The sequence below is a fragment of the Sphingomonas sp. NPDC079357 genome (genome assembly GCF_044901155.1).
GTDB lineage: Bacteria > Pseudomonadota > Alphaproteobacteria > Sphingomonadales > Sphingomonadaceae > Sphingomonas.
Genome location: NZ_JBJDOM010000001.1, coordinates 234,049 through 258,626, shown reverse-complemented (window position 1 = coordinate 258,626; position 24,578 = coordinate 234,049). Strand labels below are relative to the sequence as shown.

The following is a 24,578-nucleotide window of genomic DNA, read 5'->3' as shown; positions in this document are numbered from 1 at the left end:
ACACTGGCACGGATTCTCAAGATGTGCGTTTGCCGGGCATGATCGTTACCGCCGTACCAAGTCTCACCCAGATCGTTCGTGAGGTCTGGAAACCGCTCATCGTCCTGTTCGTCTGGGACGTCATCGTCACCATCACCTATTACGTGCTGCCGTTTCACGCGCCCGAACTGCCGCTGACCCTGTTCGGCTCGGCGCTGGCGCTGTTCCTCGGCTTTCGCAGTAACTCCGCCTACCAACGCTGGTGGGAAGGGCGCTCGCTGTGGGGGCTGATGATCAACGCCAGCCGCAACCTGGCGCGTGCTGCGCGGAATTTCCTCCCCGATCCCGAGGCACGCGACATGAAGCGCACGATCGTCCTGCGCCAGATCGCCTATGTGAATGCGTTGCGCTGTCAGTTGCGCAAGCAGAAGGTCGACGACGAGGTTCTGCGCTTCCTGTCAAAGGGCGAGGCGGATTTCGCGCTCTCGCGCACCAATACCGCCAACGGCATCGTCGATGGTACCGGTCGCCGCATCAACGAGGCGCGCGAGAAGGGCTGGATCGACACCATCCAGCAGACCTCGATGGAAAGCGTGCTGATCGATATCGCCAATGCGCAGGGCGGAATGGAGCGGCTGAAGAACACGCCGCTCCCCAATCAATACCGCTTCTTTCCGATGATTTTCACGCATCTGTTCTGCATCCTGCTGCCGATCGGTTTGGTCGAGACGCTGGGCTTCGCGACCCCGCTCGGCTCGACGGTGGCGGGGCTGATGTTCCTCGCGGTGCTGGCGATCGGCGATGATCTGGTCGATCCGTTCGCGAACACCGTTCACGATCTGCCGTTGAACGCGATGTGCCGCACGATCGAAATCGACCTGCTGCAGTCGATCGGTGACGAAGCCCCGGAACCAATGGTGCCGGACAAGACCGGGGTGCTGTGGTGACGGTCCTGTCGTCACCCCCGACGTGATCCGGGAGCTCGCTCGTTTCCAGGCCGCAGGGTTAAGTGGCGGGGCTCCGGATCAGGTCCGGGGTGACGATTAAAGCAGATATCCGCCGTCGCTCACCAGCACCGACCCCGTCACCAATGCCGCGGCGTCGGACAGCAGGAAGCCGACCTGGGCCGCGATCTCCTCGGGCTTCGCATAGCGCCCAAGTGGCGTTGCCATTGCCGCGAGTTCCGCAAACGCCGCGTCGCGCCCGATCGCCGCGGCGCGCTCCGCGAACATTGGTACAGCGTCCCAGACCGGCGTTTCGACTCCCGCGGGTGCGATCGCGTTGATGCGCAGCCGCTGCGCCGCGCCTTCCTTCGCCGCGACCTTCACGAGCTGGATCAGGGCCGCCTTCGACGCGCCATAGGCGGCGACGCCCGGCTCGGCCTTGATCCCTGCCGCCGAGGCGACCGCGACGATCGCTCCTGCGCGGCCGTCCAAGGCGCGCATTGCGGCGCGTAGCGTCAGGAACGCACCATCGAGATTGACTGAAAGGATACGCCGCCATTCGGCGAACGACAGCGCGGGGATCGTACCGGCGCCCGCCACCCCGGCGTTGATCACGGCACCGTCGATCCCGGTCAGCACTGCCGCCGCCTCGTCCCACAAGGCTTCGTCGGCAACATCGCCGGGCAGCAGGTCGAGCGTGCAGCCGAGATCAAGCCTGGCCAGCGCCTCGGCGTCTCGGTCGGCCAGCACCAGTCGCGTCGCGCCTCCCGCGACCAGATGCTGTGCGCAGGCCTTTCCGATCCCGGACGCCGCACCGGTGACGAGATAGGTGCGATTGGCATAAGGCAAGGTCATGCCCGCGATCGTGCCCCGGTCACGCGGCGGTGTCGATCCCGAGCTCGTTCAGCTTGCGGTACAGCGTTGAACGACCGATCCCCAGCCGCCGCGCCACCTCGGTCATTCGTCCGCGATAATGGGCGATCGCCAGCCGGATAATGTCCGATTCGATGTCCTCGAGCGGGCGCAGATGGCCATCGGGACCGAACAGCGCGACCCCCGGCATCTCGCCGCGTGCGCGCGGAGCGGGGCGGCTGCCCAGCGCCGCGATCTGCGGAAAGTCGGCGCGGGTCAGCGTATCGCCCTCGCACAGCACCGCCGCGCGGAAGAGCGCATTCTGCAACTGGCGAACGTTGCCCGGCCAGTCGTAGAGCATCAGCAGCGTCAAGGCATCGTCGGTGATGTTGAGGTGGCGCAAGCCCGGCTGCCTGGCGATTCGCTCGAGCAAGTGGCGGGCGAGCGCGGGGATGTCGCTGGCCCGCTCACGCAGCGGCGGGATCGGGACGGTCACGGCGTTCAGCCGGAAGAACAGATCCTCGCGGAACCGCCCCGCTGCCACTTCGTCGGCGAGTCGCTTGTTGGTGGCGGCGATCACGCGCACATCGACCGCCTGCGCATGACGCGCGCCCAGCGGAAGCACCTCACCACTCTGAAGCACGCGCATCAGCAGCGCCTGTGCCTCAAGTGGCAGGCAGTCGACCTCGTCGAGGAACAACGTCCCGCCATGTGCGGCGACGAAGCGACCCTGACGCCGCTCAAAGGCGCCCGCGAACGCCCCCGGCTCATGCCCGAACAATTCGCTGGCGATCGCGTTGGCGGCGACCGAACTGCAATTGACGGTGACACGTTCCAATGTATTGCGCGGCGAAGCGGCATGGATCGCCTCCGCGACCACTTCCTTGCCGACGCCGCTTTCGCCCTCGATCAGCACCGCCACGCGCGCCCGCGCCGCCTTGGCAGCGATCGACAGCGCGGCGCGGAACTCGGGGGCGGTGCCGACGATCTCGTCGAAGCCGAGCATCGCCGGGATCTTCTCGGTCAGCGGGCGCAGCTCGCCGCTCGCGGTGGCGCCCACCGCGGCTTCCAGCGCATGGAGCAACCGCTCGGGAGCGAGCGGCTTGCTGAGATAATCAGTGGCACCGGCGCGCATCGCCTCGACCGCGCTCGCCACCGAGGCATGTGCGGTGAGCAGCAGGATCGGCAATTGCGGTCGATAGGCGCGCAGTTGCGCGATCACCGGTGCGGGCTCCACGTCCGCCTCGGCATGGTGGAGCAGGATCGCATCGAGCTGCATCCCGTCCTCGGTCGCGAGCGTCGCCAGCGCGCTGGCGGCGTCCTCGGCCATGATCGTCCGCCAGCCGCTGCGCGCGGCGATCGTCGCCACGACCCGCCGCTGCGCGGCTTCGGCGTCGATCAGCATCAGCAGACGTTGTCCGTTGCGCGTCATGTTCTGGCCCGGCCCCATGTTTCGTCCGATGCTGCCCTAGCGCCCTTGAGTAAAGGGGGACTTAAATCGGACTGTCATGCGGCTATCACCATATTGCCTGTTGCTGATGGCTTAACTACGGTCTCAGGAACCATTCAAGGGGAAGAGGATCATCATGGCCGAACCTGCCGATCTGAAGGCACATGAGGCAACGTATACGAGCATGATTGGTCTGCTCAAATATGGCGCGGTCGCCTGTTTCCTGCTCGCGTTCCTCGTCATCTGGCTCATCTCGTAGTCGCGCGGTGAAGATCGCGGTCGTTCGGGAGCAGGCAGCCGGCGAGCGCCGCGTCGCCGCCACGCCGGAAACGGTGAAGAAGTTCGTTGCGCTGGGCGCGGCGCTTGCGGTCGAGAGCGGCGCGGGCGCGACGGCGTCGTTTGCCGATGCCGATTACGCCGCCGCGGGCGCGACGGTGGGCGACCGCGCCGCCACGCTGTCCGGCGCGGACATCGTGCTCGGCGTACAGGGGCCGGAGCCGGCCTCGCTCACCGGAGTGGCGTCGGGCGCTTGGGTCATTGCCGGGCTTAATCCGTTCGGCGACCGCGCGCGGGTTGACGGCTATGCCGCGGCCGGGCTCGAGGCGCTGGCGATGGAGTTCATGCCGCGCATCACCCGCGCGCAGTCGATGGACATCCTGTCGTCGCAGTCGAACCTCGCCGGCTACAAGGCAGTGCTCGACGCCGCCGCCGAATATGGCCGCGCCTTTCCGATGATGATGACCGCGGCGGGCACGGTCAGCGCCGCGCGGGTGTTCGTGATGGGTGTTGGCGTCGCAGGGCTACAGGCGATCGCCACCGCGCGGCGGCTGGGCGCGCAGGTATCGGCTACCGACGTCCGTTCCGCCACCAAGGAGCAAATCCAGTCGCTCGGCGCCAAGCCGATCTTCGTCGAGAATGTTGCCGGGATCGAGGGGGAGGGCTCCGGCGGCTATGCCGGCGAAATGTCGCCCGAATATCAGGCGGCGCAGGCCGAACTGGTGTCGGCGCACATCGCAAAGCAGGATATCGTCATCACCACCGCGCTGATCCCGGGCCGCCCCGCGCCGCGGCTGGTCAGCGATGCACAGCTCGCGTCAATGCGCGCGGGCTCGGTGGTGGTCGATCTCGCAGTCGAACAGGGCGGCAATGTCGAGGGTGCGGTCGCGGGTGAGGTGGTGGAGCGGCACGGCGTAAAGATCGTCGGGCACCGCAACGTCGCGGGCCGGCTTCCGGCGGATGCGTCGGCGCTGTTTTCGCGCAACCTCTACAATTTCCTCTCGACCTTCTGGGACAAGGAACAGGGGCGCCCGGTGCTCGATGACGAGATCGGCGACGCGATCCGGCTGACGAAGGACGGGAAGGTCGTAAACACCCGGCTGCTGTCGTGAGGTTGGGGTGGGGCGCGCTGATCGGACTACTGCTTGCGAGCACCGCCGTTGCGCAATCTCCCGACAAGGCCCATCGTAAGGCCTTCTACGACCTCGTCGATCGCTACCAGATGTTCGTCGTGCCGCACTGCGACCCGGCGACGATCGACGCCTATCGGACGCAGAATGCGGCGCGCGACGCCGCCTTCGTCCAGTCGTTGCAAGGAACGAAGCTGGCAAGTGTCTATACGCGCGCGGTGGCGGATCGGCAGAAGCACGATCGCAAGACCGTCTATGATTGTCAGCCGACCGCGACTCCCCGCCCCGCGCCGTCCGGTCGAACGGCGGCCCAGCGTCGTCGTGCCGAGCGCGAGGCCGCCCGGCTCGTCGCCGCCGAGGCAAAGCGCGACCGCACCGAAATCTTCACCGAGGGCGATCGGATTTTCGCCGAGATGGTGGCATTGCGCGACCGCACGGCCGCGACGCCGCGCTGAACGAAAGGGGCCAGCATGGACTTCATCGCGATCCTGTCGATCTTCGTGCTGGCGTGTTTCGTCGGCTATTATGTCGTCTGGTCGGTGACCCCGGCGCTGCACACGCCGCTGATGGCGGTGACCAATGCGATCTCCAGCGTCATCATCGTCGGCGCACTGATCGCCAGCGCGGCGGCGGGGAGCGTGGGCGGCAAATGGCTGGGGCTGCTGGCGGTGGTGCTGGCAAGCATCAACATCTTTGGCGGCTTCGCGGTCACGCAGCGGATGCTGGCGATGTACAAGAAGAAGGAACGGTCGGCGGCCAAGTGACCGTCGCCCCTGCGAAGGCAGGGGCCCATGGCTGTAGAGTAGACGAAGACGGTCCGACACAGATGCGTGCTTCATGTGTCAAACCGCCCGCAAGAAGAAACAGATATAGGCCCCTGCCTGCGCGGGGGCGACAAGGTCGGGGGAGCAGAGCCTAGTGCAACACGCCGTCAATCCATGGGTCGCCTTCGCGTACCTCGTCGCGGGCGTGTGCTTCATCCTCGCGCTGCGTGGTTTGTCGAGCCCGACCACCAGCCAACGCGGCAACCGCTTCGGCATGATCGGCATGGGCATCGCGGTGCTGACGACGCTCGTAACGCACGTCCCGACGATCACCGTGCTGGTCGAAGGCTATGACTATGCCGCGCTGTTGTCGGCGATCGACACCGTCGCGGTGTTCGAGATCGTCGCCGCGATCGCACTCGGTGCCGCAATCGGCCTGACCACCGCGCGACGGATCGCAATGACCGCGATGCCGCAGCTCGTCGCGGCGTTCCACAGCCTCGTCGGTCTCGCCGCGGTGCTGGTCGCCGCCGCGGCGTACCTGAACCCGGTGGCGTTCGGGATCGCGCTGCCGGTGCTCACCCCGGACGGCGCGGTCGCGCTCATCAACCCGGTCAGTCGCATCGAGATGGGCTTGGGGGTCGCAATCGGTGCGATCACCTTCTCGGGCTCGGTGATCGCCTTCCTCAAGCTCAACGGCAACATGGGGGGCAAGCCGATCCTGCTGCCCGCGCGGCATGTCATCAATCTCGGCGTGCTCACCGCGATCGTCGCGCTGGTCGCCTATTTCACGCTCGACCAGAGCCCGTGGGTGTTCTGGACGATCACGGTCCTGTCGTTCGTGATCGGTTTCCTGCTGATCGTCCCGATCGGGGGCGCGGACATGCCGGTCGTGGTGTCGATGCTCAACAGCTATTCGGGATGGGCCGCCGCCGCGATGGGCTTCACGCTCCACAACAGCGCGATGATCATCACCGGTGCGCTGGTCGGCTCGTCGGGCGCGATCCTCAGCTACATCATGTGCCGCGCGATGAACCGTAGCTTCATAAGCGTGATCGCGGGCGGGTTCGGTGCCGAGGCGGGCGGCGGCGGTGCAGATGCCGCCAAAACGGATCGACCGTGGAAGCGCGGTTCGGCCGAGGATGCCGCCTTCCTGATGAGCCAGGCCGAGCAGGTCATCATCGTCCCGGGCTATGGCATGGCCGTCGCGCAGGCGCAGCACGTGCTGCGCGAAATGGCCGACAAGCTGAAGGCCGAGGGCGTCCGCGTCAAATATGCCATTCACCCGGTGGCGGGTCGGATGCCGGGACATATGAACGTCTTGCTGGCCGAAGCAAACGTTCCCTACGACGAGGTGTTCGAGCTGGAGGACATCAACTCCGAGTTCGCGCAGACAGACGTCGCGTTCGTGATCGGCGCCAATGACGTCACCAATCCGGCGGCAAAGACCGACAAGACGTCGCCGATCTACGGGATGCCGGTGCTCGACGTCGAAAAGGCCAAAACGGTGCTGTTCGTGAAACGTTCGATGGGCGGGGTCGGCTATGCTGGCGTCGACAACGACGTTTTCTACAGGGACAATACCATGATGCTGCTGGCCGACGCGAAGAAGATGGTCGAGGATATCGTCAAGGCGCTGGACTGAACCGTGGCTACCCCGTTCGGCTTTGCCGGCGCGCGCACGGTTTGCTTCGTGCTGGCGTCGATGGATGCGCGTGGCGGCGCCGCCGCGCTGGATGCGATCGCGATGATCGGCGGCGACCTGACCGGCCATCTCGCGTTGCAGGAAGCACCCGTGGCGCTGGTTGCGCTGCCCGATCCCGCGCCGGTAGCGATTGTCGATCTTGACGGCGCGCCCGACGAATTGGCGCATGATGTCGTGGCGATCGTCGCGATGCTGGCGCAGGCGCAGGCGTGGCGGTGCGTTGTCGCGATGAGCGTGGCGCAAATCGATCTGGTGATCGCCGCGTTGGGCGACGCTGCCGAGGACGTGCATTTGCTCTGCACGCCGGACCAGGCGGAATGGATCGGCACGCTGGCGGTCGCTGCGGCCAGCGGCGCCGGATCGGTGCGCGCTGCCGATGAGGATCGCGAACAACTGGCGCGGCTGAGCGCCGAGGTTGCGCGGATCGCAGAGATGCTGACACGCATGTCGACGCGCGACGCCGGCAGTCGTGCCGAGGATCGCCGCCGTACCTTCGCACTGGCCGAGACGACCAGCGACATTTCGGCAACGGACGTCCGCAACGTCTTGCGCGCGCGCAGGCTGCGCGATCGCTTTTTCGGTGACGGACTGTTCGAGGACCCGGCGTGGGATATGCTGCTCGACCTGTTCGCAGCGCGACTGGAGGGCACGCGCGTATCCGTGTCGAGCCTGTGCATCGCCGCCGCAGTCGCGCCGACCACCGCGCTGCGCTGGATCAGCAAGCTGACTGCCGCGCGTCTGCTCGTCCGAGCGCCCGATCCCCAGGACGGCCGCCGCGCCTTCGTGACGCTGAGCCACGAAGCGGGCGACGCGATGCACCGCTATGTCACCACGCTGGCGGAGGCTCGCCTGCCATTAGTGTAAGGATGGTGGGCGCTGACGGGTTCGAACCGCCGACCTACTCGGTGTAAACGAGCCGCTCTACCAGCTGAGCTAAGCGCCCGGTGCGACGTCGCTCGATGACGACCCGCCGGAACGCCCTCCATACAGGCCTGTGGTGGCGGATCAAGGCCTCTGCGCGTCGGTCACGACGGCAGCCGGGGGGGCAGCTTCTTCAGTCTATGCCGAGGGTGGGGCGAGGGGACGGACGAGCGCCGGCCGACGAACGCCCGTCACCCCTCCGATCCGGCATCCTCCTGATACTTGACCTGCAGATAGCGCCGTTTCGTTTCCAGCGCATCGAGATCGCCCTGCGCCAGCCGCTCGCTGATGTCATTCAGCTCGCGCTCGATCACGGCAAGCCCTTCTACCAATTGCTGGTCGGGGGTCATCCCGTTGCGTGGCGTGCCGCGCATCGCCGGAGGCACGCGCGTGTAATCCGCGACGAAGCTCGGCAATTGCTCGCCGACCAGTCGCCGCAACTCCGCCGCGAGCGGACTGTCCTCGTCGAGCGTCGCGACCTGTACGCCCAGCGTGTCGAGCCGCACGTCGAGCTGGTTCAGCACTCCCGCCGCCGGCGCGGGTAGCGCCGCGCGCCGCGCGTCGAGCCAGCGCGCCGCCTGCGCGGGCACCGCCTTCACTTCCGACCTTACGATCCGCTCGGGCGTCGGAACGGGCGTTGCGGGCGCGAACAGCACCAGCATTGTCAAAGCAATGATCAGCGTCGCCACCGCCACCATCCCGAACGCGCCGAGCCCCACCAGCATCGCCACCGTCAGGATCAGTCCCGCGCCGATCGCCACCGCCGCCGCACGCTTGCGCCGTCCCCCGCGCCCGCGCCGCGGGCGGCGCTGGAGCGGGATCACCGCGCCGCCGCGTCGCCGCTCGCGCGCGACCTGCGCGACCGCGATCGCGTCGTCGACGTCTGTCACAGCGACTCCAGCTTGAACTGCTCGGCACCGCCCGCCACGCGGTTCTGCGTCGCGCCCTCGGCGCGCGCTATATAGCCGCGCGACTTCTCGACTTCGTTGCCGAGCGTGTCGACGGTCACCTTCATCGTGTCGAGCGCCTTCAACTTGAAGGTGTCGATCGCATCCATCGTGTCATAGATGTTCTGGAACGCGCGTTGCAGCGTCTCCAGCGGGATCGTCGACGCCGCGGCCTGTTCGTGTATGCGCGCGGTGTTCTGGCGCAGCAGGTTGCCGGTCGAATCGATCAGTCCGGCGGTGGTGGTGTTGAGCTGGGTGATCTGCTCCAGCACCAGTTTCTGGTTGGTCAGCGCCTGCGCCACCGTCACGGCGGTGCGTAGCGCGGCGACCGTCGTGGTGCTCGCGCGATCGACGCCCTTGATCAGCTCGACATTGTTCTTCTTGACCAGATCGAGCGCCAGATAGCCCTGCACCGTCACCGCCATCTGCGTCAGCAGGTCCTGCGTCCGCTGTCGCGCGTAGAACAAGGCGGTCTCGCGGATCGCCTTGGCCTTGGCGGGGTCGGTATGATCCAGCTCGTCGGCCTTGTCCTCCAGCCGCGCATCCATCGTGCGCGACAGGTGGATCATCTGCTCCAGCCGCCCCATCGCGGTCCACAGATTGGCGCGCTCGGTATCGATCGCGGCATTGTCCATCAGCAGCTCGTCCTTGCCGCTGCCCAAGCTCTTCAGAATCGAGGCGATATGTGTCTGCGATGATTTGTAGCCATCGAAGTAATTGCGGACCTTGTTGCCGAACGGGATCACCCCGAATAATTTCTGCGGCGTGGTCAGCTTGCCCTTCTTGCCGGGATCGAGGTCCTCGACGACGCGGCGCAGCTCGGCCAGATCCTTGCCGACACCGGCCTCCTGATCCATCGCGCGCACCGGTCGATCGAGGAAGCGGTTGGACTGGCCGGCCGCGTCGCGAATTTCCTTCTGCCCCATCGCGGTAATCGCATCGACGCGCTTGCCGAACTCGGGCGAGTTGACGTCTTCAGCAATCAATTGCTCCACGAAGGCATCGACACGCCGCTCCAGCTCGCTACGCTTGCTGTCGTCGACCGGCACCAGCCCGGCGGCCTTTTCGGCGCGAACCTCGGGCACCGGGTCCGGCGGGGTGAGCACCAGCGCCGGTTCTGCGGTCTCGGACGTGGAGGCCATCGTCATTTCCTTCGCTCACTTTACCGCGCTCCATACTCCACGGCGCGCGCGCACAGATCAACTGTGTTGCCAATGTAAGACGCTGCGCCCGCGAAGTCGAGTGCGACATGCACCTGTCATGGACCGCAATTAGCGCGCTCGAAAGACCACAAACGAACAGGGGAACCTTCATGTCGCGCTTCTTCCGCGGCAGCGTCGTCGCGCTGCTGTCGCTTACCGTGTCGTCGCCGGTGCTGGCGCAGGCGATGGCGCAGCCTGCCGCCAGCGGTGACGACAACGAGGTTATCGTCACCGCGCAGAAGACCGCGCAGCGGATCGAGGACGTCCCGCTGACCGTCAGCGCGGTGACCGGGCAGCGGATGGCGGATATCGGCGTCAACTCGCTCGCCGAGGTTGCGATGTACGTGCCCGGCCTCCGCATTCAGGAGCAGAGCGCGAACAATCCCGGGATCGTGATCCGCGGCATCACTTCCGACAGCGGCTCCGCGCAACAGGGCGCGCGCGTCACGCTCTATTATAACGGCGTCGATATCTCGCGCTCGCGCGGGGCCTATCAGGACCTCTACGATATCGAGCGGGTCGAGGTAGTGAAGGGGCCGCAGGCGACCTTGTTCGGCACTGCCGCCGCGGTCGGCGCGGTCTCGATCATCTCCGCCCGGCCACAACCGGGCTTCTCCGACGTCATCCAGGCGTCCTACGGCAATTTCAATCGCGCGCAGGTGTCGGGTTTCGTCAACGCCGGTAACGATACGTTCGCCGCTCGTCTGGCGTTCGGGGTGAAGTATCGGGACGGCTATGTCCGCAACATCGCGGGCGATCCCGGCGTGCCCAACCAGAATCAGGGCCGCGTCGACCAGGATGATCTCTATGGGCAGAAGCAGGCCGGCGCGCGGTTGTCGTTGCGCTACCTGCCGTCCGACGCCGTCACCGCCGATCTGGTGCTGACCTATGACGGTCAGCGCAACACCGGCACGCCGTTCAAGAGCCGTGCCTTCGCGCCGACCGGCGGTCAGACCGGCGACTTCGGATACGCCGAGCTGTCGGGGTCGCCGTACAGCCGCGAGGTCCTCGGGCGTCGCAAGCTCGGCCTGCACCGCGACGTCTACGACGCCAATTTGACCGTCGCGGTCGACATCGCGCCGGGCGTCACCTTCACGACCGTCAACGGCTACCGCCGTTTCGACAGTCTGGAAGTGTTCGACGCCGATGGCGGTCCCGCCTGGTATCTGGAGTTTGCCGAGGATGCGCGCGGTGACCAGTGGAGCCACGAGGATCGCTTCAACTTCAAGGGCGAGCATGCCCGCGCCTCGATCGGCTGGAACGGCTTCTTCGAAAACGGCATCCAGCGCGTTCCGTTTTCCACGGAAGAGGGGACGTACATCGCCTGCTCCGTCAATGCCGGCTTCGCCCGGCTGCGAAGTGCGCTGAACGCCGCGGGCGTGCCGACCGGCACGGGCTGCGTGGCCGCTAACGGCACCATCCCGGCGACCCGCGCCACCGCGTTGCTGACACGCGGCGCGGCCACCCAGCTTCCCTATGCATCGGTGTTCGCCAACGATGGCCGCAACGCGGCCTATTCGATCTTCGCCGACGCCACCTTGCTGCCCGATCCGCGTCTCGAATTCACCGCCGGCGCGCGCGTCCTGATCGAGAAGCGCCGGTCCGGCTATGTCAACACGCAGCCGAACTCGCGCATCCTGGCGGGGCTTGGCATCAACACCGGCCTGCTCGGCGTCCCCAACACCAACAATGTCCGCTTCGTCGCGCAGCAGAGCTACTCCGCGATCCTCCCGCGGTTCAACGCGCTGTACCGCATGACCGATGCGTTCAATCTCTACGCCACCATCTCGAAGGGCCGGCGCTCGCCCGTCGTGCAGCTCGATGCGCAGGCCGGCGCGGCGGGCGTGATCCCGCGCCTGCAACTGGTGCCGGAGGAAAACGTCTGGAACTATGAGGCCGGGCTAAAGGTCGCGACCGCGACGCTGAGCGGGACTCTCTCCGCCTTCTATCAGTCGTACAAGGGCTTTCAGGTGTCGGTCGTCGGCAGCGACGGCGTGGCGCGGACGCAGAGCGCGGGCGCCGCGTCCAACCCCGGCGTCGAACTCGAAGCGACGTGGCGCCCCGCGAAGCCGCTCCAGATGTTCGGCTCCTTCGCCTTTATCGACGGCAAGATCGACCGCAATGCTGCGCTCGCTCCGGCCTTCTCGGGCGCGCACTTCCGGTTGCAGCCGAAATTCACCGCCGCGGGCGGCGCGACGGTGCGCCTGCCGGTCGGATCGGGCGCCACCTTCTACGCCACGCCCTCGGCCACCTACCAGAGCAAGGTCTTCTTCGAGCTGCCCAACAGCGAAGCGATCAGCCAGGGCGGCTACACGCTCGTTAACCTGCGCGCCGGGGTGGAGCTGGCGGACGGGCGCTACACCGTCGGCGCTTTCGCGCGAAACCTGACGGACAAGCGCTACTTGCTCGATGCCGGCAACACCGGTGGCGGGTTCGGGGTGCCATCGTACATCGCCGGCGAGCCGCGCTTCTACGGCCTCGAAGTATCGGCACGGTATTGAGGGGGCAGGGGATCGACCTATCATAATGCGGCGGGGAGGGCACTTCCCGCCGTCCGCCCCGGATCGATCCCGCGATGCCGTTGCGCCTTTTCGCGCGCTCGGTCGGCGAACCCCCACTGGCGTCGGGCGCAACTTTCCGCTATGCGGCGCGGCGAAACTGCCTGCGGACAAGCGGGCCACCCTCAGGAACCCGTATGAACCTGCGCAATATCGCCATCATCGCGCACGTCGATCATGGCAAGACCACTCTCGTCGACCAGTTGTTCCGTCAGTCCGGCACGTTCCGCGACAATCAGCGCGTGGAAGAGCGCGCGATGGATTCGAACGATCTCGAAAAGGAGCGCGGGATCACCATTCTCGCCAAGCCGACGTCGATCGAGTGGGAAGGCGTGCGCATCAATATCGTCGATACGCCGGGCCACGCCGACTTCGGCGGCGAGGTGGAGCGCATCCTCAGCATGGTTGACGGCGTGATCCTGCTGGTCGACGCCGCCGAAGGCGCGATGCCGCAGACCAAGTTCGTCACCGGCAAGGCGCTGGCGCTGGGCCTGCGCCCGATCGTCGTCGTCAACAAGGTCGACCGTTCGGACGCGCGCATCCAGGAAGTGCTCGACGAGGTGTTCGACCTGTTCGTCGCGCTCGAGGCGAATGACGAGCAGCTCGACTTCCCGGTGCTCTACGCTTCGGGCCGCAATGGTTATGCGTCGGAGGACATGGACCGTCGCGAGGGCACGCTGACCCCGCTGTTCCAGAAGATCGTCGATCACGTGCCGCCGCCGAACCTCGATCAGGATGCGCCGTTCAGCTTCCTCGTCACGCTGCTCGACCGCGACAATTTTCTCGGCCGTATCCTCACCGGCCGCGTCCAGTCGGGCGTGGTGAAGCTCAACCAGCCGATCCACGCGCTCGACAACCAGGGCAATGTGATCGAGACCGGTCGCGCGTCGAAGCTGATGAGCTTTCGCGGGCTGGAGCGCGTTCCGGTCGAAGAGGCGCGCGCCGGCGACATCATCTCGCTCGCCGGCCTTGCGGTCGCGACCGTCGCCAACACGATCTGCGACACCACCGTCAGCGTGCCGATCCAGGCGCAGCCGATCGATCCGCCGACGCTGTCGATGCGTTTCGCGGTCAACGATTCGCCGATGGCGGGGCGTGAGGGCAGCAAGGTGACCAGCCGCATGATCCGCGACCGCCTGATGCGCGAAGCGGAGACCAACGTCGCGATCAAGGTGACCGAGGCCGCCGACCGTGACAGCTTCGAGGTCGCCGGGCGCGGCGAGCTTCAGCTCGGCGTGCTGATCGAGACGATGCGCCGCGAGGGCTTCGAGCTGGGGATCAGCCGCCCGCGCGTGCTGTTCGCCGAGGACGAGAACGGCAACAAGACCGAGCCGTACGAAACCGTCATCATCGACGTCGATGAAGAACATTCGGGCACGGTCGTCGAGAAGATGAACCTCCGCAAGGCCGAGATGACCGACATGCGCCCGTCGACCGGCGGCAAGACGCGCATCACCTTCTCCGCCCCGTCGCGCGGCATGATCGGCTATCACGGCGAGTTCCTGTCGGACACGCGCGGCACCGGCATCATGAACCGGCTGTTCGAGAAGTACGGCCCGCACAAGGGCAATATCGAGGGTCGCAAGAACGGTGTCCTCATTTCGAACGGTGCGGGTGAGGCGCAGGGCTATGCGCTCGGCCCGCTTGAGGATCGCGGCATCCTGTTCGTCGGCCACGGCGAGGCGCTCTACGAGGGCATGATCATCGGCGAGAACGCCAAGACGGATGACCTCGAGGTCAATCCGATGAAGGCGAAGCAGCTGACCAACTTCCGTGCCTCGGGCGGCAAGGACGATGCGATCCGCCTGACTCCGCCGAAGAAGATGACGCTGGAACAGGCGATCGCCTATATCGACGACGATGAGATGGTCGAGGTGACCCCGAAGACGATCCGCCTGCGCAAGCGCTACCTCGACCCGAACGAGCGCAAGCGCGCGAGCCGTTCGAAGGCGGCGTAAGGCGAGGCGGCGAGCGAGCAGCAACGCTGCGGGCTCAAGCCTTGCCCGGGCGGCGGCGCTACAGCGTCGTCAAACGCCACGGGCTTTGCTCGTGGCGGGCTCAGCGAGCGATCAGACGGCCACCGCCCACCCGGCGGTGGCCGTTCTCATTTGTGCGCCCGCACGCGCGCCACCACCCTGCGGACCTGCGCGCTGACGAGCGCCGGATTCTCCTCGGCGATCGGGTGATGGTTGCGCGTTGCCACCACCATTTCGCTGACACGCGACAGCCGCGCGAGGCGCGCCTGTGCCGCCGGCCACTCGGCCTCATACTTTTCCGGCACGCCCATTCCGCCAGCAAGGCCATGCCGGATCACGACCAACGGCCGATCGCCCAGCATCCCGGAGATCGTCCTCGGCCGTTCCGCGACCGCGGTCCGCTCCCAGCGGTCGAGCGGATCGCGCGCCTGTCCCGGCATCGCGCGTGACCAGACCGCGTCGAACTGCCCGCGCAGATCGGGCGGCAGGTCCTCGACCCAAGACGGCACTGCAAAGGACAGGATCAGCCGGACGATCCCCAGGTGCCATCCAGCCTGCCACAGCGGGTCGGTGAGCCGCAGCATCGGGAACTCATCCGGGCTGCCCCGGAACCACAAAGCGGGCTCCGACCCGTCAACCATCACCATTCCCGCCACCCGCCGCGGCGCGCGGCGGAAAAACGCGAGCGCGATGACGTTTCCGCCCGACTCCGGTACCAGCACCAGCGGCCCCGCGACGCCGCCACGCGCCAGCAGCTGTTCCAGATCGTCGACCTGATCGCGCAGCCCCATCGCGTGCGTCGCCGGGGCGCTCCATCCCAGTCCGGCGCGGTCATAGCTGCACACGTGCGTGTCGACGGCGATCCGGCGCTGCGCCGCGTACATCGTCACCGACGGCGTGCCGTCGCCCGACAGCAGCAGCACGGTTGGGGATCCCTGTCCGACGCACCACAAGTGGAGGCGGTGGTCGCCGACTGCGATCAGCCGACCGGGCGCGGGATGGCGCGGCGCGTCGATCCGTTCGGCGCGGCGCTCATAGATGACGCCCGTCAGCAGCAGCGCTGTTACGCTGAAGGTGATCCAAAAAGCTTTGCGCACTTACCTTCCCCCGACGCTGCCGAGGCGCCGGCATTCCATCGCGACATGGCATGATCGCGGCCACTTGGAGACCAAGGCGCGACCTGGCCACCTACACCGTCGCCCCTGCGCAGGCCGGGGCCCGTGCCCGTCTCGTGCGTCGATGCGGCCGACACATAAACGTCGCGCCGTTCTCAGCCGACCCGCATGAGAGGACAGCCATCGGCCCTTGCCTGCGCAGGAGCGACGGATCGTGCGGCCGGCGGATCGCCGGTCACCCACGATGAAGCCAGCCGCGCACCTGTCCTACGTCAGCAACCGCGTGGTAATTTCCGGTGATGCCCAATCGCTCGCCAACCCCGCTGCACGCCCTCATCGCCCCGCCGCGGCTCACGAAAGTACCCCGCTACCGTCTCAACATTCGCAACATTCGCGCCGGCAACCCACTGGATCGGCAACATATTGTCATCAGCTATCCACGCCCGCGTCGCGGCACGCGGATAGGGGCAGGGTTCTCTCTTTCAGCGGAGCCTCCGATGCGTATCGCCACCGCCACGACCCTGCTCGCAACCACGCTTCTCGCCGCCACCGGCGCGGCAGCGCAGACCGCTTACCCCGTAATTCCCGAGCCGATGATCTTCGACATGATGCGCCCGCTTGGCGCGAAGAAGGGCGAAATGGAGGTCAATGCGCTGGCGATGACCACCGCGCCATTCCGCCCGCGCGCCGCCGAATGGGCGCCGGAGGTCGAATATGCCTTCGCCGACGGCAAGGCGATCGAATTCGAGCTGCCGTTCAACGGCGCGACGCTGGAGGCGTTCAAGCTCGGGCTACAGGCGGCGTTCGGTGCGTCGGCGGACGGGCGCAGCGCGCATGGCGTGCAATATCTCGGCATCTACGACCGGGAGACCGGCCGCTACAGCAATTCCCTGCTCTACATGGCGGGGCGTCGCTTCAACGCGCGGTGGAGCATGATGAACATGATCGGCGTCGACGATATCGCGTTCAAGCGCCGGGCCGGACGCAATGCGTTGCTGCTCAACCATGCGACCTTTTACGACGTTACTGCCGGCACGATCGCCGGGGTGGAGCTGAACGTCGCGGGTGGGCGCGAGCGGCTGGTGCGGGTCGCGCCGCAGCTTCATCAGCGTGTGGCCGGCAAGGTCAACGTGCAGGCCGCGGCGGGTGTCGAGAAGCATCGCCACCATCGCGCGCGCCCGACGCTTGGCGTGCGGCTGGTGCGCGAACTTTGAGATCGGTAGAAGCGCCGCCATGCCGATCGATCTTATCTGCCTCGATGCCGACGACACGTTGTGGCACAACATGCGCTTCTTCGCTGCCGCCGAGCAGGCGTTCGCCGATCTTGTCGCGCCCTATGCTGACGATACCGCGGCGCGCGAGCGGATGCAGGCGATCGAGATCCGCAACCTGCGCCACTATGGCTATGGCGCGAAGAGCTTCACGCTGTCGATGATCGAAACCGCGCTGGAACTGGCGGGCGACGATCTGCCCGCAACTAGCGTCCGCCATATCCTAGCGATCGGCCGCGAGCTGCTCGCGCATCCGGTCGAATTGCTCGACGGCATCGGGGAGACTCTCGAACGGCTGGCGGCGTTGGGGCGGTTGGTGCTCGTGACGAAGGGCGATCTGCTCCATCAGGAGGTGAAGCTCGCCGCTTCCGGTTTGGGGCAGCTGTTTGCCGGGGTCGAGATCGTCAGCGACAAGCGTGCGGAGACGTTCGTCCGCGTCTTCCAACGCTACGGTTGCGCACCCGAACGCGCGGTGATGGCCGGCGACTCGATGCGCTCCGACGTGCTGCCCGCGCTGGAGGCGGGGGCATGGGGCGCATACATCCCGCAGCCGCTGGCCTGGGCGCACGAGGTGGCGACCGCGCCGACCGATCACCCGCGCTTTCGTCAGCTTGCGCGTCTGGCGGAGTTGCCGGACTGGATCGACGAAATTGGGGGCAATCGATAATCGTCATTCCCGCGGAGGCGGGTATCCAGAACCTCTGGCCTGTCGCTTCTCGCGAAGACCTGCGCGTCTGGATTGCCGCCGCCGCGGAAATAGCGTGGAAGAAGGGAGGCAGACGCCTCCCCAAGCTCGGTTTCAGTCGAACTTGCCGCTCAGCGACACACCGACGATCCGCGGCTCGTTGAACACCGCGGCGTTGTAGTTCTCGATTACGCCCTTCAGGTTCTTCTCATTGGTAATGTTGCGCGCAAATGCCGCGATTTCGTAGCGCCCGTCGGCAGTCGTGAAGCCGGCCTTCAATCCCAGCTCCAGGTTGTCGTCGGCGAAGAACTCGCGGGTCTTGTACAGGACGAAGTTCGTATAGCCCTGCATGTTGACGTCGCCCGCCACGAAGAAGTTGCCGCGATCCGAAAGCGGGATATCGTAGCGAACCGCCGCATCGACCTGCCAGCGCGGCGCGTTGGGCAGCGGGTTGCCGTCGATCCGCGCCAGCGTAGCGGGCTGGCCGAAGATCGTGGCCGGCACCGTCTGGTTCAGCACCGTGCACGTCAGGTCGCGACCGAATTGGCACACCTGTGCGAAGACGTTCTTGTCCTTGATCTCGGTATGGATCGCGCTGCCACCCAGCGAGAAGGTGATGTTGCGGATCGGCCGCCAGTCCATCTCTGCCTCGACACCGTACGCATTGGCGTGGTCGGCGTTGAACAGCGTGCCGTTGCCGTTCGCGTCGTTGCCGTTCAGCTGGATGTCGTTGACCCGATAGGTGAAGGCGGTGGCGTTGAGGCGCAGCTTCGAGGTCGGCTGCGTCTTCACGCCCGCCTCGTACGACATGATCGTCTCGCTGTTCGCGGTCGAGAACGGCGTGTTGAATACCGCCGAACGGCCCTGGATCGTCGGGCCGCGGAAACCGCGCGCAACGCGGGCATAGATGCTCGCGGTCGGATCGATCTCGTACAGCGCCGACAGATCCCAGCTCGGCTCCTTGCCGGTCAGCTTGACCGCCCGCGGCGCGGTGGCCGGGAAGGTGTCGGCCGTGCCCGCCGCGTTGCGCCCGGCGCGGATCAGTTGCGTTTCCTTGTCGTCCTCGGTGTAGCGCGCGCCGGCGGTCAGGGTCAGGCGCTCGGCGAGGCGATAGCTCGCCTGACCGAATACCGCCCAGCTCGTGTTGACGTTATGCAGCCGTACCCAGTTGTTGACGTTGCGCTGGGGATCATTCGGGAGGAGAAAATACCCGCGCTGGTAGAACTCGGTGACGTCGCGGCTGTCGAAATAGAAGCCGCCGAACTGCCACTTGAACGCGCCGTCGCCATTGCTCGCCAGCCGCACTTCCTGCGTCCACTGATCGAGATCGCGGACCCGGCCCATGCTCTCGCCATAGCCGGCTCCGCCGAAGTTGGTCGCCGCGCCGCCGTCGGTATCGCCGCGGCTGTAGCCCGAAGTCGTCTCGTAGGCGGTGATCGAGGTCAGCGTCGCCGCGCCGAAATCCCATGCCGCGTTCACCGATCCGCCATAGGTCTTGTACGCCTGCGGGTTGTTCGCGCCCTCATCGAGCGCGACGCGGTCGCGCGCTTCGAGATTGATGTTGTTCTGGCCCTTGATCAGCGCCCCGCGGTGGAACACCGTCGACGTGCCCTCATAGGAGCGGACATGGCCCGACAGGTTGATCGACAGCGTCTCGGTCGGGGTCAGCAGCACCTGCAATCGTGCATCACGCTCGTCGAAACCGCCCATAGCGTCGCGGCCCGGACGCGTGCCGTCACGGCTGACGCCGGTGTAGCTGTTGTCGATCCAGTCGTCGCGATGCTGGTACAGCCCCGACAGCCGCACCGCGATCTTGTCCTGCACGATCGGCCCGCCGACGCCGCCGTCGAAGGTGACGGTGTTGTACGAGCCGTAGGAGGCGTTGAAGCGGCTCGACCACGCCTGGCCGGGGCGGATCGTGTCGAACTTGATGATGCCCGCGGTGGTGTTGCGCCCGAACAGCGAGCCCTGCGGCCCGCGCAGCACCTCGACATTGGCGACGTCATAGACGGGGTTCGACTTCAAGACGACGTGCTCCAGCACGACATCGTCCTGGATGATCGACACCGGCTGCGAGGCGCCAAGATAGAAGTCGATATTGCCAAGCCCGCGAATGTAGAAGCGCGGGAAGATACGCCCGGTGGTCGTCTCGGCATACAGGCCGGGCACGCGGCCGGCGAGCGCCAACGCGTCCTCGCCACCTGCCTGGAAGGTGCGAAGATCGTCGCCGTTGACCACCGCGACCGACACCGGCACGCGGCGCAGGTTTTCGGTGCGACGCTCGGCCGTCACCACCACATCGCCCAGTCCGGTGTCGCCTGCGTCCTGCGTCGCGTCGGTCGTGACAGGGGCGGTGCCGCCGGTCTGCGCGGCGGCGGGGATGGCGGACAGCGCAACGCCGGCGGCAAGGCCGGCAAGCAGGATCGATTTCGACGAACGACGCATGAGAACCCCTTATGATACGACAGGAAAGTGGCACCGCTGGCACGCCGGCTGCTGCGGCATTTTCCCCGGCGGTTCGACAGCTTTCCTGTCCGCGGCGGCTAGGCGGCGATTGTGTCGAGATCATGAAATATTGCGGAATATTTCCGGCACTTCGCTTGCAGCGCTCCCCCTCTTGTGTAGCTGTGCAGTTGAAGGCGCAGGGCGGGGTGGGCGCGCCAGCGCTTGGCTTGTCCTGCCGGCGAGGCGACTAAACCGCTGATGAATGCACCATTCCGCGCCGGTTCAGCCGCCCAGCCCCATAGCGATGGCACAGGCTCGTACAGATATGCGTTCAGTTCAACTAGCGAGCGAGTGCAGGAGGTCCGGTTTATGTCTGCGTTGAAGAAGACCGTTTTGGCCACCGGCTTGATGGCGACAGCCCTGGCCAGTGCCGCGCCTGCGGAGGCGCAACGTTACTGGCGTCACCGCGATCGTGGTGGCGACACTGCGGCGGGCGCGCTGATCGGTGGCGTCATCGGTTTGGGGCTCGGCGCGGCGATCGCCTCGAGCAACCGCGATCGGTACTACGACCGCCGCTACGACGACCGCAGTTACTACTATGACGATCGTTCCTATTACGCGCCCCCGCCGCGGGTTATCTATCGTGAGCGCTATTACGCGCCGCCGCCCCCGCGCGTTTATTACGAGCCGCGCGGCTACTATCGTGGCTATGACACGCCCGGCTATTACGGCTGGTAAGGCGAACGGCGGCGCGGGGAGCAATCCTCGCGCCGTTTTTTTGTGGCCGTCCGTTCCGCTTTGCGGCAAGGGCGCGGCATGAGCGATACTCCTCCCGACCATCTGTCGATCGATCCGTCGAGCCCGTTCTTCGACCAGGACGCCCTGCAACGCGGCGTTGGCATCCGCTTCAAGGGCGTCGAGCGCCGCGATGTCGAGGAATATAGCATGTCCGAAGGCTGGGTTCGCGTCGCGCTCGGCAAGAAGGTCGACCGTCATGGCCGGCCGCTGACGATCAAGCTGACCGGCCCGGTCGAGGCATATTTCGAGAATGCCGCCGAGGGTGGCGAGGGCGACGGGGATCGGGAAGAGGCGTAACGTCGCCTTACCTCTACTGTCATCCCCGCGAAGGCGGGGATCCAGACGCGCAGGTCTGCCGAAAGAAGTCGGAGGCCAGAGGTTCTAGATTCCCGCCTGCGCGGGAATGACGTAGGTTCCGATTCTACGCCGCTTCCAGCGCCTCGCTGGCGGTCATCCACCGCGCCTCAGCCGCCTCGATCCGGTCGTTCAGCTCGGCGCGACGCTTCATCAACTCGGTCATCGTCAGCTTGGCGAGTTTCGCCTCCGCCTTCGACGGATCGAACATCGCCTGATCCACCGCGGCGCGCTCTGCCGTCAGCTTCGCCAGTTCCGCTTCGGCATCGCGCGCTTCCTTCTTCAGCGCCTTGTCGTTCTCGCGCGCGGCAGCCGCGGCCTTGCGGTCCTGCTTGCTTCCCTTCGGCTTGTCAGCGCCTTTGCCGTCACCCGCCAGCACGAACGCGATGTAATCGTCGAGGCTGCCGTCAAATTCCTTCGCGGTGCCGTTATCGACCAGGACCAGCCGGTCTGCGCTCAGCTCCACCATATGCCGGTCGTGGCTGACCAGCAGCACCGCGCCGGTATAGGCGTTGAGCGCCTGCACCAGCGCCTCGCGCGCGTCGACGTCGAGGTGATTGGTCGGCTCGTCGAGGATCAGCAGGTGCGGCGCCTCGCGCGTGACCAGCGCCAGCGCCAGCCGCGCGCGCTCGCCACCCGACATGCTGCCGACGCGCGCGGTCGCGCGGTCGCCCGAAAAGCCGAACCGCCCGAGCTGTCCGCGCACCGCCGCCGGGGTCGCGCCGGGCATTACCCGCGTCATATGCGCCAGCGGGGTATCATCGGCCTCCAGCTCTTCGACCTGATACTGGGTGAAATAGCCGACCTTCATCTTGCCGGTAGCGTTCATCTCGCCCGCGAGCGGCGTCAGTTGCGCGGCGAGCAGCCGCGCCAGCGTCGTCTTGCCGTTGCCGTTGCGGCCGAGCAGCGCGATGCGATCCTCCGGGTCCATCCGCAGGTTGAGCCGCGACAAGATCGGGGTGTCGCCATAGCCGACCGCCGCGTGATCGAGCGTGATGAGCGGCGGGCGTAATTCGGTCGGGTTGGGGAAGTCGAAGCTGAGCGTCGGATCGTTCACCGCCTCGGCGATCGGCTGCATTTTCGCGAGCATTTTGGCGCGGCTCTGTGCCTGCTTCGCAGTCGAGGCGCGCGCCGAGTTGCGTGCGACATAGTCCTGCAGCTTGGCGCGTTGCGCGTCCTGGTTCGCCTTGGCCGCCGCAAGCTGCGCCAGCCGCTCGGCACGCTGTCGCTCGAACGCGTCATAGCCGCCGGGATAGAGCGTTGTCTTGCCGTTCTGCAGGTGCAGGATGTGGTCGACGACGTTGTTGAGGAAATCGCGCTCATGGCTGACGACGACGATCGTCGCGCGATAGCTCTTGAGGAAATCCTCCAGCCACATCACCGCTTCGAGATCGAGGTGGTTGCTCGGTTCGTCGAGCAGCAGCAGGTCCGGCTGCGAGAACAGCAGGGCGGCGAGCGCGACGCGCATCTTCCATCCGCCCGAGAAGCTGTCGAGCGGGCGATTCTGCGCGTCCTCGTCGAAGCCCAGCCCGACCAGGATGCGCGACGCGCGCGATGGTGCGGCATAAGCGTCGATCGCAATGAGCCGGTCGTGGACCTCGCCGAGCCGGTCCATGCAGCCGGTGCCGTCGAACGCCTCGGCCTCCTCCAAAAGCGCGGCGCGTTCGGTGTCCGCGGCGAGCACCGTTTTCAGGGGAGTCGAGTCACCGGCGGGCGCTTCCTGCGCGATATAGCCGATCCGCGCGCCACGCGGCATGTCGGCCGAGCCTTCGTCGGGTTCGAGCAGCCCGGCGATGACGCGCACCATCGTCGATTTGCCCGCGCCGTTGCGCCCGATCAGCCCGACGCGGCTGCCGGGGGGGAGGGCGGCACTGGCGCGATCAAGGATCGTGCGCCCGCCGAGCCGCACGGTGATGCCGTTGAGAGAAAGCATGGCGGCGCCTGTAGCCGATCGCGCGGAAAGGGGAAAGGGAGGCAGCGATCATCGATCCGGTGCGCCGCCAAGCCTCCGCGCTGCGCGCGACGGCGGATATCAGCCGGTGCCGTCCTCCATTGCCGGGGTCGCAACCCCGCGCTGCTCGCTGAGGATTGTCCAGCCGGTCAGGAACAGCGCCCCCACCACTGGCCCGACGACGATCCCGCTCAATCCCAGCAGGTCGATTCCGCCGAGCGTCGTCACCAGCACCAGCCAGTCGGGCAGACCGGTATCGCGCCCGACAAGGATCGGGCGCAACACGTTGTCGGCCAGCCCGATCACGAAAACGCCCGAGACGATCACTACCACCGCTTGCCAGATCGCGCCGGTGGCGAGCAGGTAGACCGCCACTGGTCCCCAGATGATCGCCGGGCCGATCGCTGGCAGCAATGCGGCCACCGCCATCAATACGCCCCACAACAGCGCAGCGGGCAGGCCAACGATCCAGAAGGTGACCGCGCCCAGCGCGCCCTGCACCAGCGCCACGACTCCGGAGCCCTTGATCGTCGCGCGAACCACCGTGACGAACTTCTCCGCGAGCCGCTCCGCGACAGGCCGCTCCAACGGCAAGGCGCGCACAACCGCCGGGCCGACGTGCTCGCCGTCACGGAGCAGGAAGAAGGTGACGTACAGCCCAACGCCGAACGCCAGGAGGAAGGCTGCAGCATTGGCGCCGATCGACAAGGCCTGCCGTGTGAGGACGCTGGCGCTGCTGCTCAGCGTTGCGGTAACCCGCGCCTGCGCGCGCTCGAGGCTGTTGAGCCCGGCGTTATCGAGCAACTGCTGCAAGCGGGCGGGCAGGGCGTCATGCACCTGTTTGAAATATTGCGCGAAGTCGATCTGTCCGCCGCGAATCTGTTCGTAAACGCCGGCAGCCTGATCGACGATCATGCTGCCGAGGATCAGCGCCGGGATCACCACGGCGAAGGTGATGACCAGTAGCGTCAACGCCGCGGCAAGGTTGCGGCGTGCCGGCCAGCGCCGTGCGAAGCGCTGGAAGATCGGCTGGAACAGCAACGCCGCCAGCGCGGCCCACAGCAGCGCGCCGATAAACCCGGAGACGACCAGCAGCAGCCCGACCGATACCAGCAGCAGGAAAAGGGTCAGCCCGCCATTCTCGACGCGCTGTCGATCGATCGTCATTGAACAAGCCCCGGTATCGCCATGTCGTTACAGGAGAGAAACGCTACCGATCTTGATTAGGTCCGCGAGGGGGGCGGGGACCCTGCTG

Annotated in this window: 21 protein-coding genes and 1 tRNA gene; 13 read left to right on the top strand and 9 right to left on the bottom strand. The window is 66.5% G+C overall.

The window, feature by feature from the left end:
- The first annotated feature begins 38 nt into the window (after window positions 1-38).
- Entirely contained in the window at window positions 39-926 is an 888-nt protein-coding gene (locus ACI2JO_RS01195) for a bestrophin family protein (RefSeq protein WP_404720300.1), read from the top strand.
- Window positions 927-1,022: 96 nt separating this feature from the next.
- Here the strand turns inward: ACI2JO_RS01195 and ACI2JO_RS01190 are convergent, their stop codons facing one another.
- Both ACI2JO_RS01190 and ACI2JO_RS01185 read right to left on the bottom strand, forming a co-directional pair.
- Window positions 1,023-1,778, bottom strand: a complete 756-nt coding sequence (locus tag ACI2JO_RS01190) for an SDR family NAD(P)-dependent oxidoreductase (protein ID WP_404718934.1) — start codon at window positions 1,776-1,778, stop codon at window positions 1,023-1,025.
- A 19-nt stretch (window positions 1,779-1,797) separates the two neighbouring features.
- Window positions 1,798-3,207 carry a sigma-54-dependent transcriptional regulator gene (locus ACI2JO_RS01185; protein WP_404718933.1) on the bottom strand — a complete coding sequence of 470 codons (1,410 nt, stop codon included), beginning with the start codon at window positions 3,205-3,207 and terminating at the stop codon, window positions 1,798-1,800.
- Window positions 3,208-3,361: 154 nt separating this feature from the next.
- Here ACI2JO_RS01185 and ACI2JO_RS01180 point away from each other — a divergent pair, with 154 nt between their 5' ends.
- The 6 genes from ACI2JO_RS01180 to ACI2JO_RS01155 all read left to right on the top strand — a co-directional run bounded on the left by ACI2JO_RS01180 (window position 3,362) and on the right by ACI2JO_RS01155 (window position 7,964).
- The gene (locus ACI2JO_RS01180) at window positions 3,362-3,484 is read left to right on the top strand and encodes an aa3-type cytochrome c oxidase subunit IV (protein WP_159759386.1); all 123 of its coding nucleotides are present in this window, start codon (window positions 3,362-3,364) and stop codon (window positions 3,482-3,484) included.
- Between the two features lie 7 nt (window positions 3,485-3,491).
- Window positions 3,492-4,613, top strand: a complete 1,122-nt coding sequence (locus tag ACI2JO_RS01175) for an NAD(P) transhydrogenase subunit alpha (protein WP_404718932.1) — start codon at window positions 3,492-3,494, stop codon at window positions 4,611-4,613.
- Window positions 4,610-5,086 (top strand): hypothetical protein, encoded by a 477-nt coding sequence (locus tag ACI2JO_RS01170; protein ID WP_404718931.1) that lies wholly within the window; start codon window positions 4,610-4,612, stop codon window positions 5,084-5,086. The genes ACI2JO_RS01175 and ACI2JO_RS01170 overlap by 4 nt, the downstream gene beginning before the upstream one ends.
- Before the next feature lie 15 nt (window positions 5,087-5,101).
- Window positions 5,102-5,395, top strand: coding sequence for an NAD(P) transhydrogenase subunit alpha (locus tag ACI2JO_RS01165; protein ID WP_404718930.1), 294 nt, complete (start codon window positions 5,102-5,104; stop codon window positions 5,393-5,395).
- Window positions 5,396-5,549: 154 nt separating this feature from the next.
- The gene (locus ACI2JO_RS01160) at window positions 5,550-7,040 is read left to right on the top strand and encodes an NAD(P)(+) transhydrogenase (Re/Si-specific) subunit beta (protein ID WP_404718929.1); all 1,491 of its coding nucleotides are present in this window, start codon (window positions 5,550-5,552) and stop codon (window positions 7,038-7,040) included.
- Window positions 7,041-7,043: 3 nt separating this feature from the next.
- Window positions 7,044-7,964 (top strand): hypothetical protein, encoded by a 921-nt coding sequence (locus tag ACI2JO_RS01155; protein WP_404718928.1) that lies wholly within the window; start codon window positions 7,044-7,046, stop codon window positions 7,962-7,964.
- 3 nt (window positions 7,965-7,967) lie between these two features.
- Here the strand turns inward: ACI2JO_RS01155 and ACI2JO_RS01150 are convergent.
- The 3 genes from ACI2JO_RS01150 to ACI2JO_RS01140 all read right to left on the bottom strand — a co-directional run bounded on the left by ACI2JO_RS01150 (window position 7,968) and on the right by ACI2JO_RS01140 (window position 10,110).
- Window positions 7,968-8,043 (bottom strand) — tRNA-Val (locus ACI2JO_RS01150).
- 169 nt (window positions 8,044-8,212) lie between these two features.
- A complete protein-coding gene (locus ACI2JO_RS01145; protein ID WP_404718927.1) occupies window positions 8,213-8,911 on the bottom strand; it encodes a hypothetical protein in 699 nt (232 codons plus the stop codon).
- A complete protein-coding gene (locus tag ACI2JO_RS01140; RefSeq protein WP_404718926.1) occupies window positions 8,908-10,110 on the bottom strand; it encodes a toxic anion resistance protein in 1,203 nt (400 codons plus the stop codon). Before ACI2JO_RS01140 ends, ACI2JO_RS01145 begins: the two co-directional genes overlap by 4 nt.
- Window positions 10,111-10,280: 170 nt before the next feature.
- On the opposite strand from ACI2JO_RS01140, the gene ACI2JO_RS01135 reads away from it, so the two are divergent.
- A complete protein-coding gene (locus ACI2JO_RS01135; RefSeq protein WP_404718925.1) occupies window positions 10,281-12,671 on the top strand; it encodes a TonB-dependent receptor in 2,391 nt (796 codons plus the stop codon).
- 194 nt (window positions 12,672-12,865) lie between these two features.
- On the top strand, window positions 12,866-14,686 hold the full coding sequence (typA, locus tag ACI2JO_RS01130; RefSeq protein WP_404718924.1) for a translational GTPase TypA: 1,821 nt from the start codon (window positions 12,866-12,868) through the stop codon (window positions 14,684-14,686).
- Window positions 14,687-14,832: 146 nt separating this feature from the next.
- Here the strand turns inward: typA and ACI2JO_RS01125 are convergent, their stop codons facing one another.
- Window positions 14,833-15,801: an alpha/beta fold hydrolase gene (locus ACI2JO_RS01125; protein ID WP_404718923.1), complete on the bottom strand. Its 969-nt coding sequence runs from the start codon at window positions 15,799-15,801 to the stop codon at window positions 14,833-14,835.
- Between the two features lie 515 nt (window positions 15,802-16,316).
- On the opposite strand from ACI2JO_RS01125, the gene ACI2JO_RS01120 reads away from it, so the two are divergent.
- Together ACI2JO_RS01120 and ACI2JO_RS01115 are read left to right on the top strand one after the other, a co-directional pair.
- Complete coding sequence (locus tag ACI2JO_RS01120; RefSeq protein ID WP_404718922.1) at window positions 16,317-17,033, top strand: hypothetical protein; 717 nt, start codon at window positions 16,317-16,319, stop codon at window positions 17,031-17,033.
- Window positions 17,034-17,052: 19 nt separating this feature from the next.
- A complete protein-coding gene (locus ACI2JO_RS01115; RefSeq protein ID WP_404718921.1) occupies window positions 17,053-17,757 on the top strand; it encodes an HAD family hydrolase in 705 nt (234 codons plus the stop codon).
- A 132-nt stretch (window positions 17,758-17,889) separates the two neighbouring features.
- Here ACI2JO_RS01115 and ACI2JO_RS01110 read toward each other — a convergent pair whose 3' ends face one another.
- Window positions 17,890-20,220, bottom strand: coding sequence for a TonB-dependent receptor (locus tag ACI2JO_RS01110; RefSeq protein ID WP_404718920.1), 2,331 nt, complete (start codon window positions 20,218-20,220; stop codon window positions 17,890-17,892).
- Between the two features lie 369 nt (window positions 20,221-20,589).
- Here ACI2JO_RS01110 and ACI2JO_RS01105 point away from each other — a divergent pair, with 369 nt between their 5' ends.
- Both ACI2JO_RS01105 and ACI2JO_RS01100 read left to right on the top strand, forming a co-directional pair.
- The gene (locus ACI2JO_RS01105; RefSeq protein ID WP_404718919.1) at window positions 20,590-20,958 is read left to right on the top strand and encodes a hypothetical protein; all 369 of its coding nucleotides are present in this window, start codon (window positions 20,590-20,592) and stop codon (window positions 20,956-20,958) included.
- A gap of 78 nt (window positions 20,959-21,036) precedes the next feature.
- Window positions 21,037-21,315, top strand: coding sequence for a DUF3297 family protein (locus ACI2JO_RS01100; RefSeq protein WP_404718918.1), 279 nt, complete (start codon window positions 21,037-21,039; stop codon window positions 21,313-21,315).
- Between the two features lie 124 nt (window positions 21,316-21,439).
- Here the strand turns inward: ACI2JO_RS01100 and ACI2JO_RS01095 are convergent, their stop codons facing one another.
- Complete coding sequence (locus ACI2JO_RS01095) at window positions 21,440-23,305, bottom strand: ABC-F family ATP-binding cassette domain-containing protein (protein WP_404718917.1); 1,866 nt, start codon at window positions 23,303-23,305, stop codon at window positions 21,440-21,442.
- Between the two features lie 99 nt (window positions 23,306-23,404).
- A complete protein-coding gene (locus tag ACI2JO_RS01090; protein ID WP_404718916.1) occupies window positions 23,405-24,490 on the bottom strand; it encodes an AI-2E family transporter in 1,086 nt (361 codons plus the stop codon).
- Window positions 24,491-24,578: the final 88 nt, after the last annotated feature.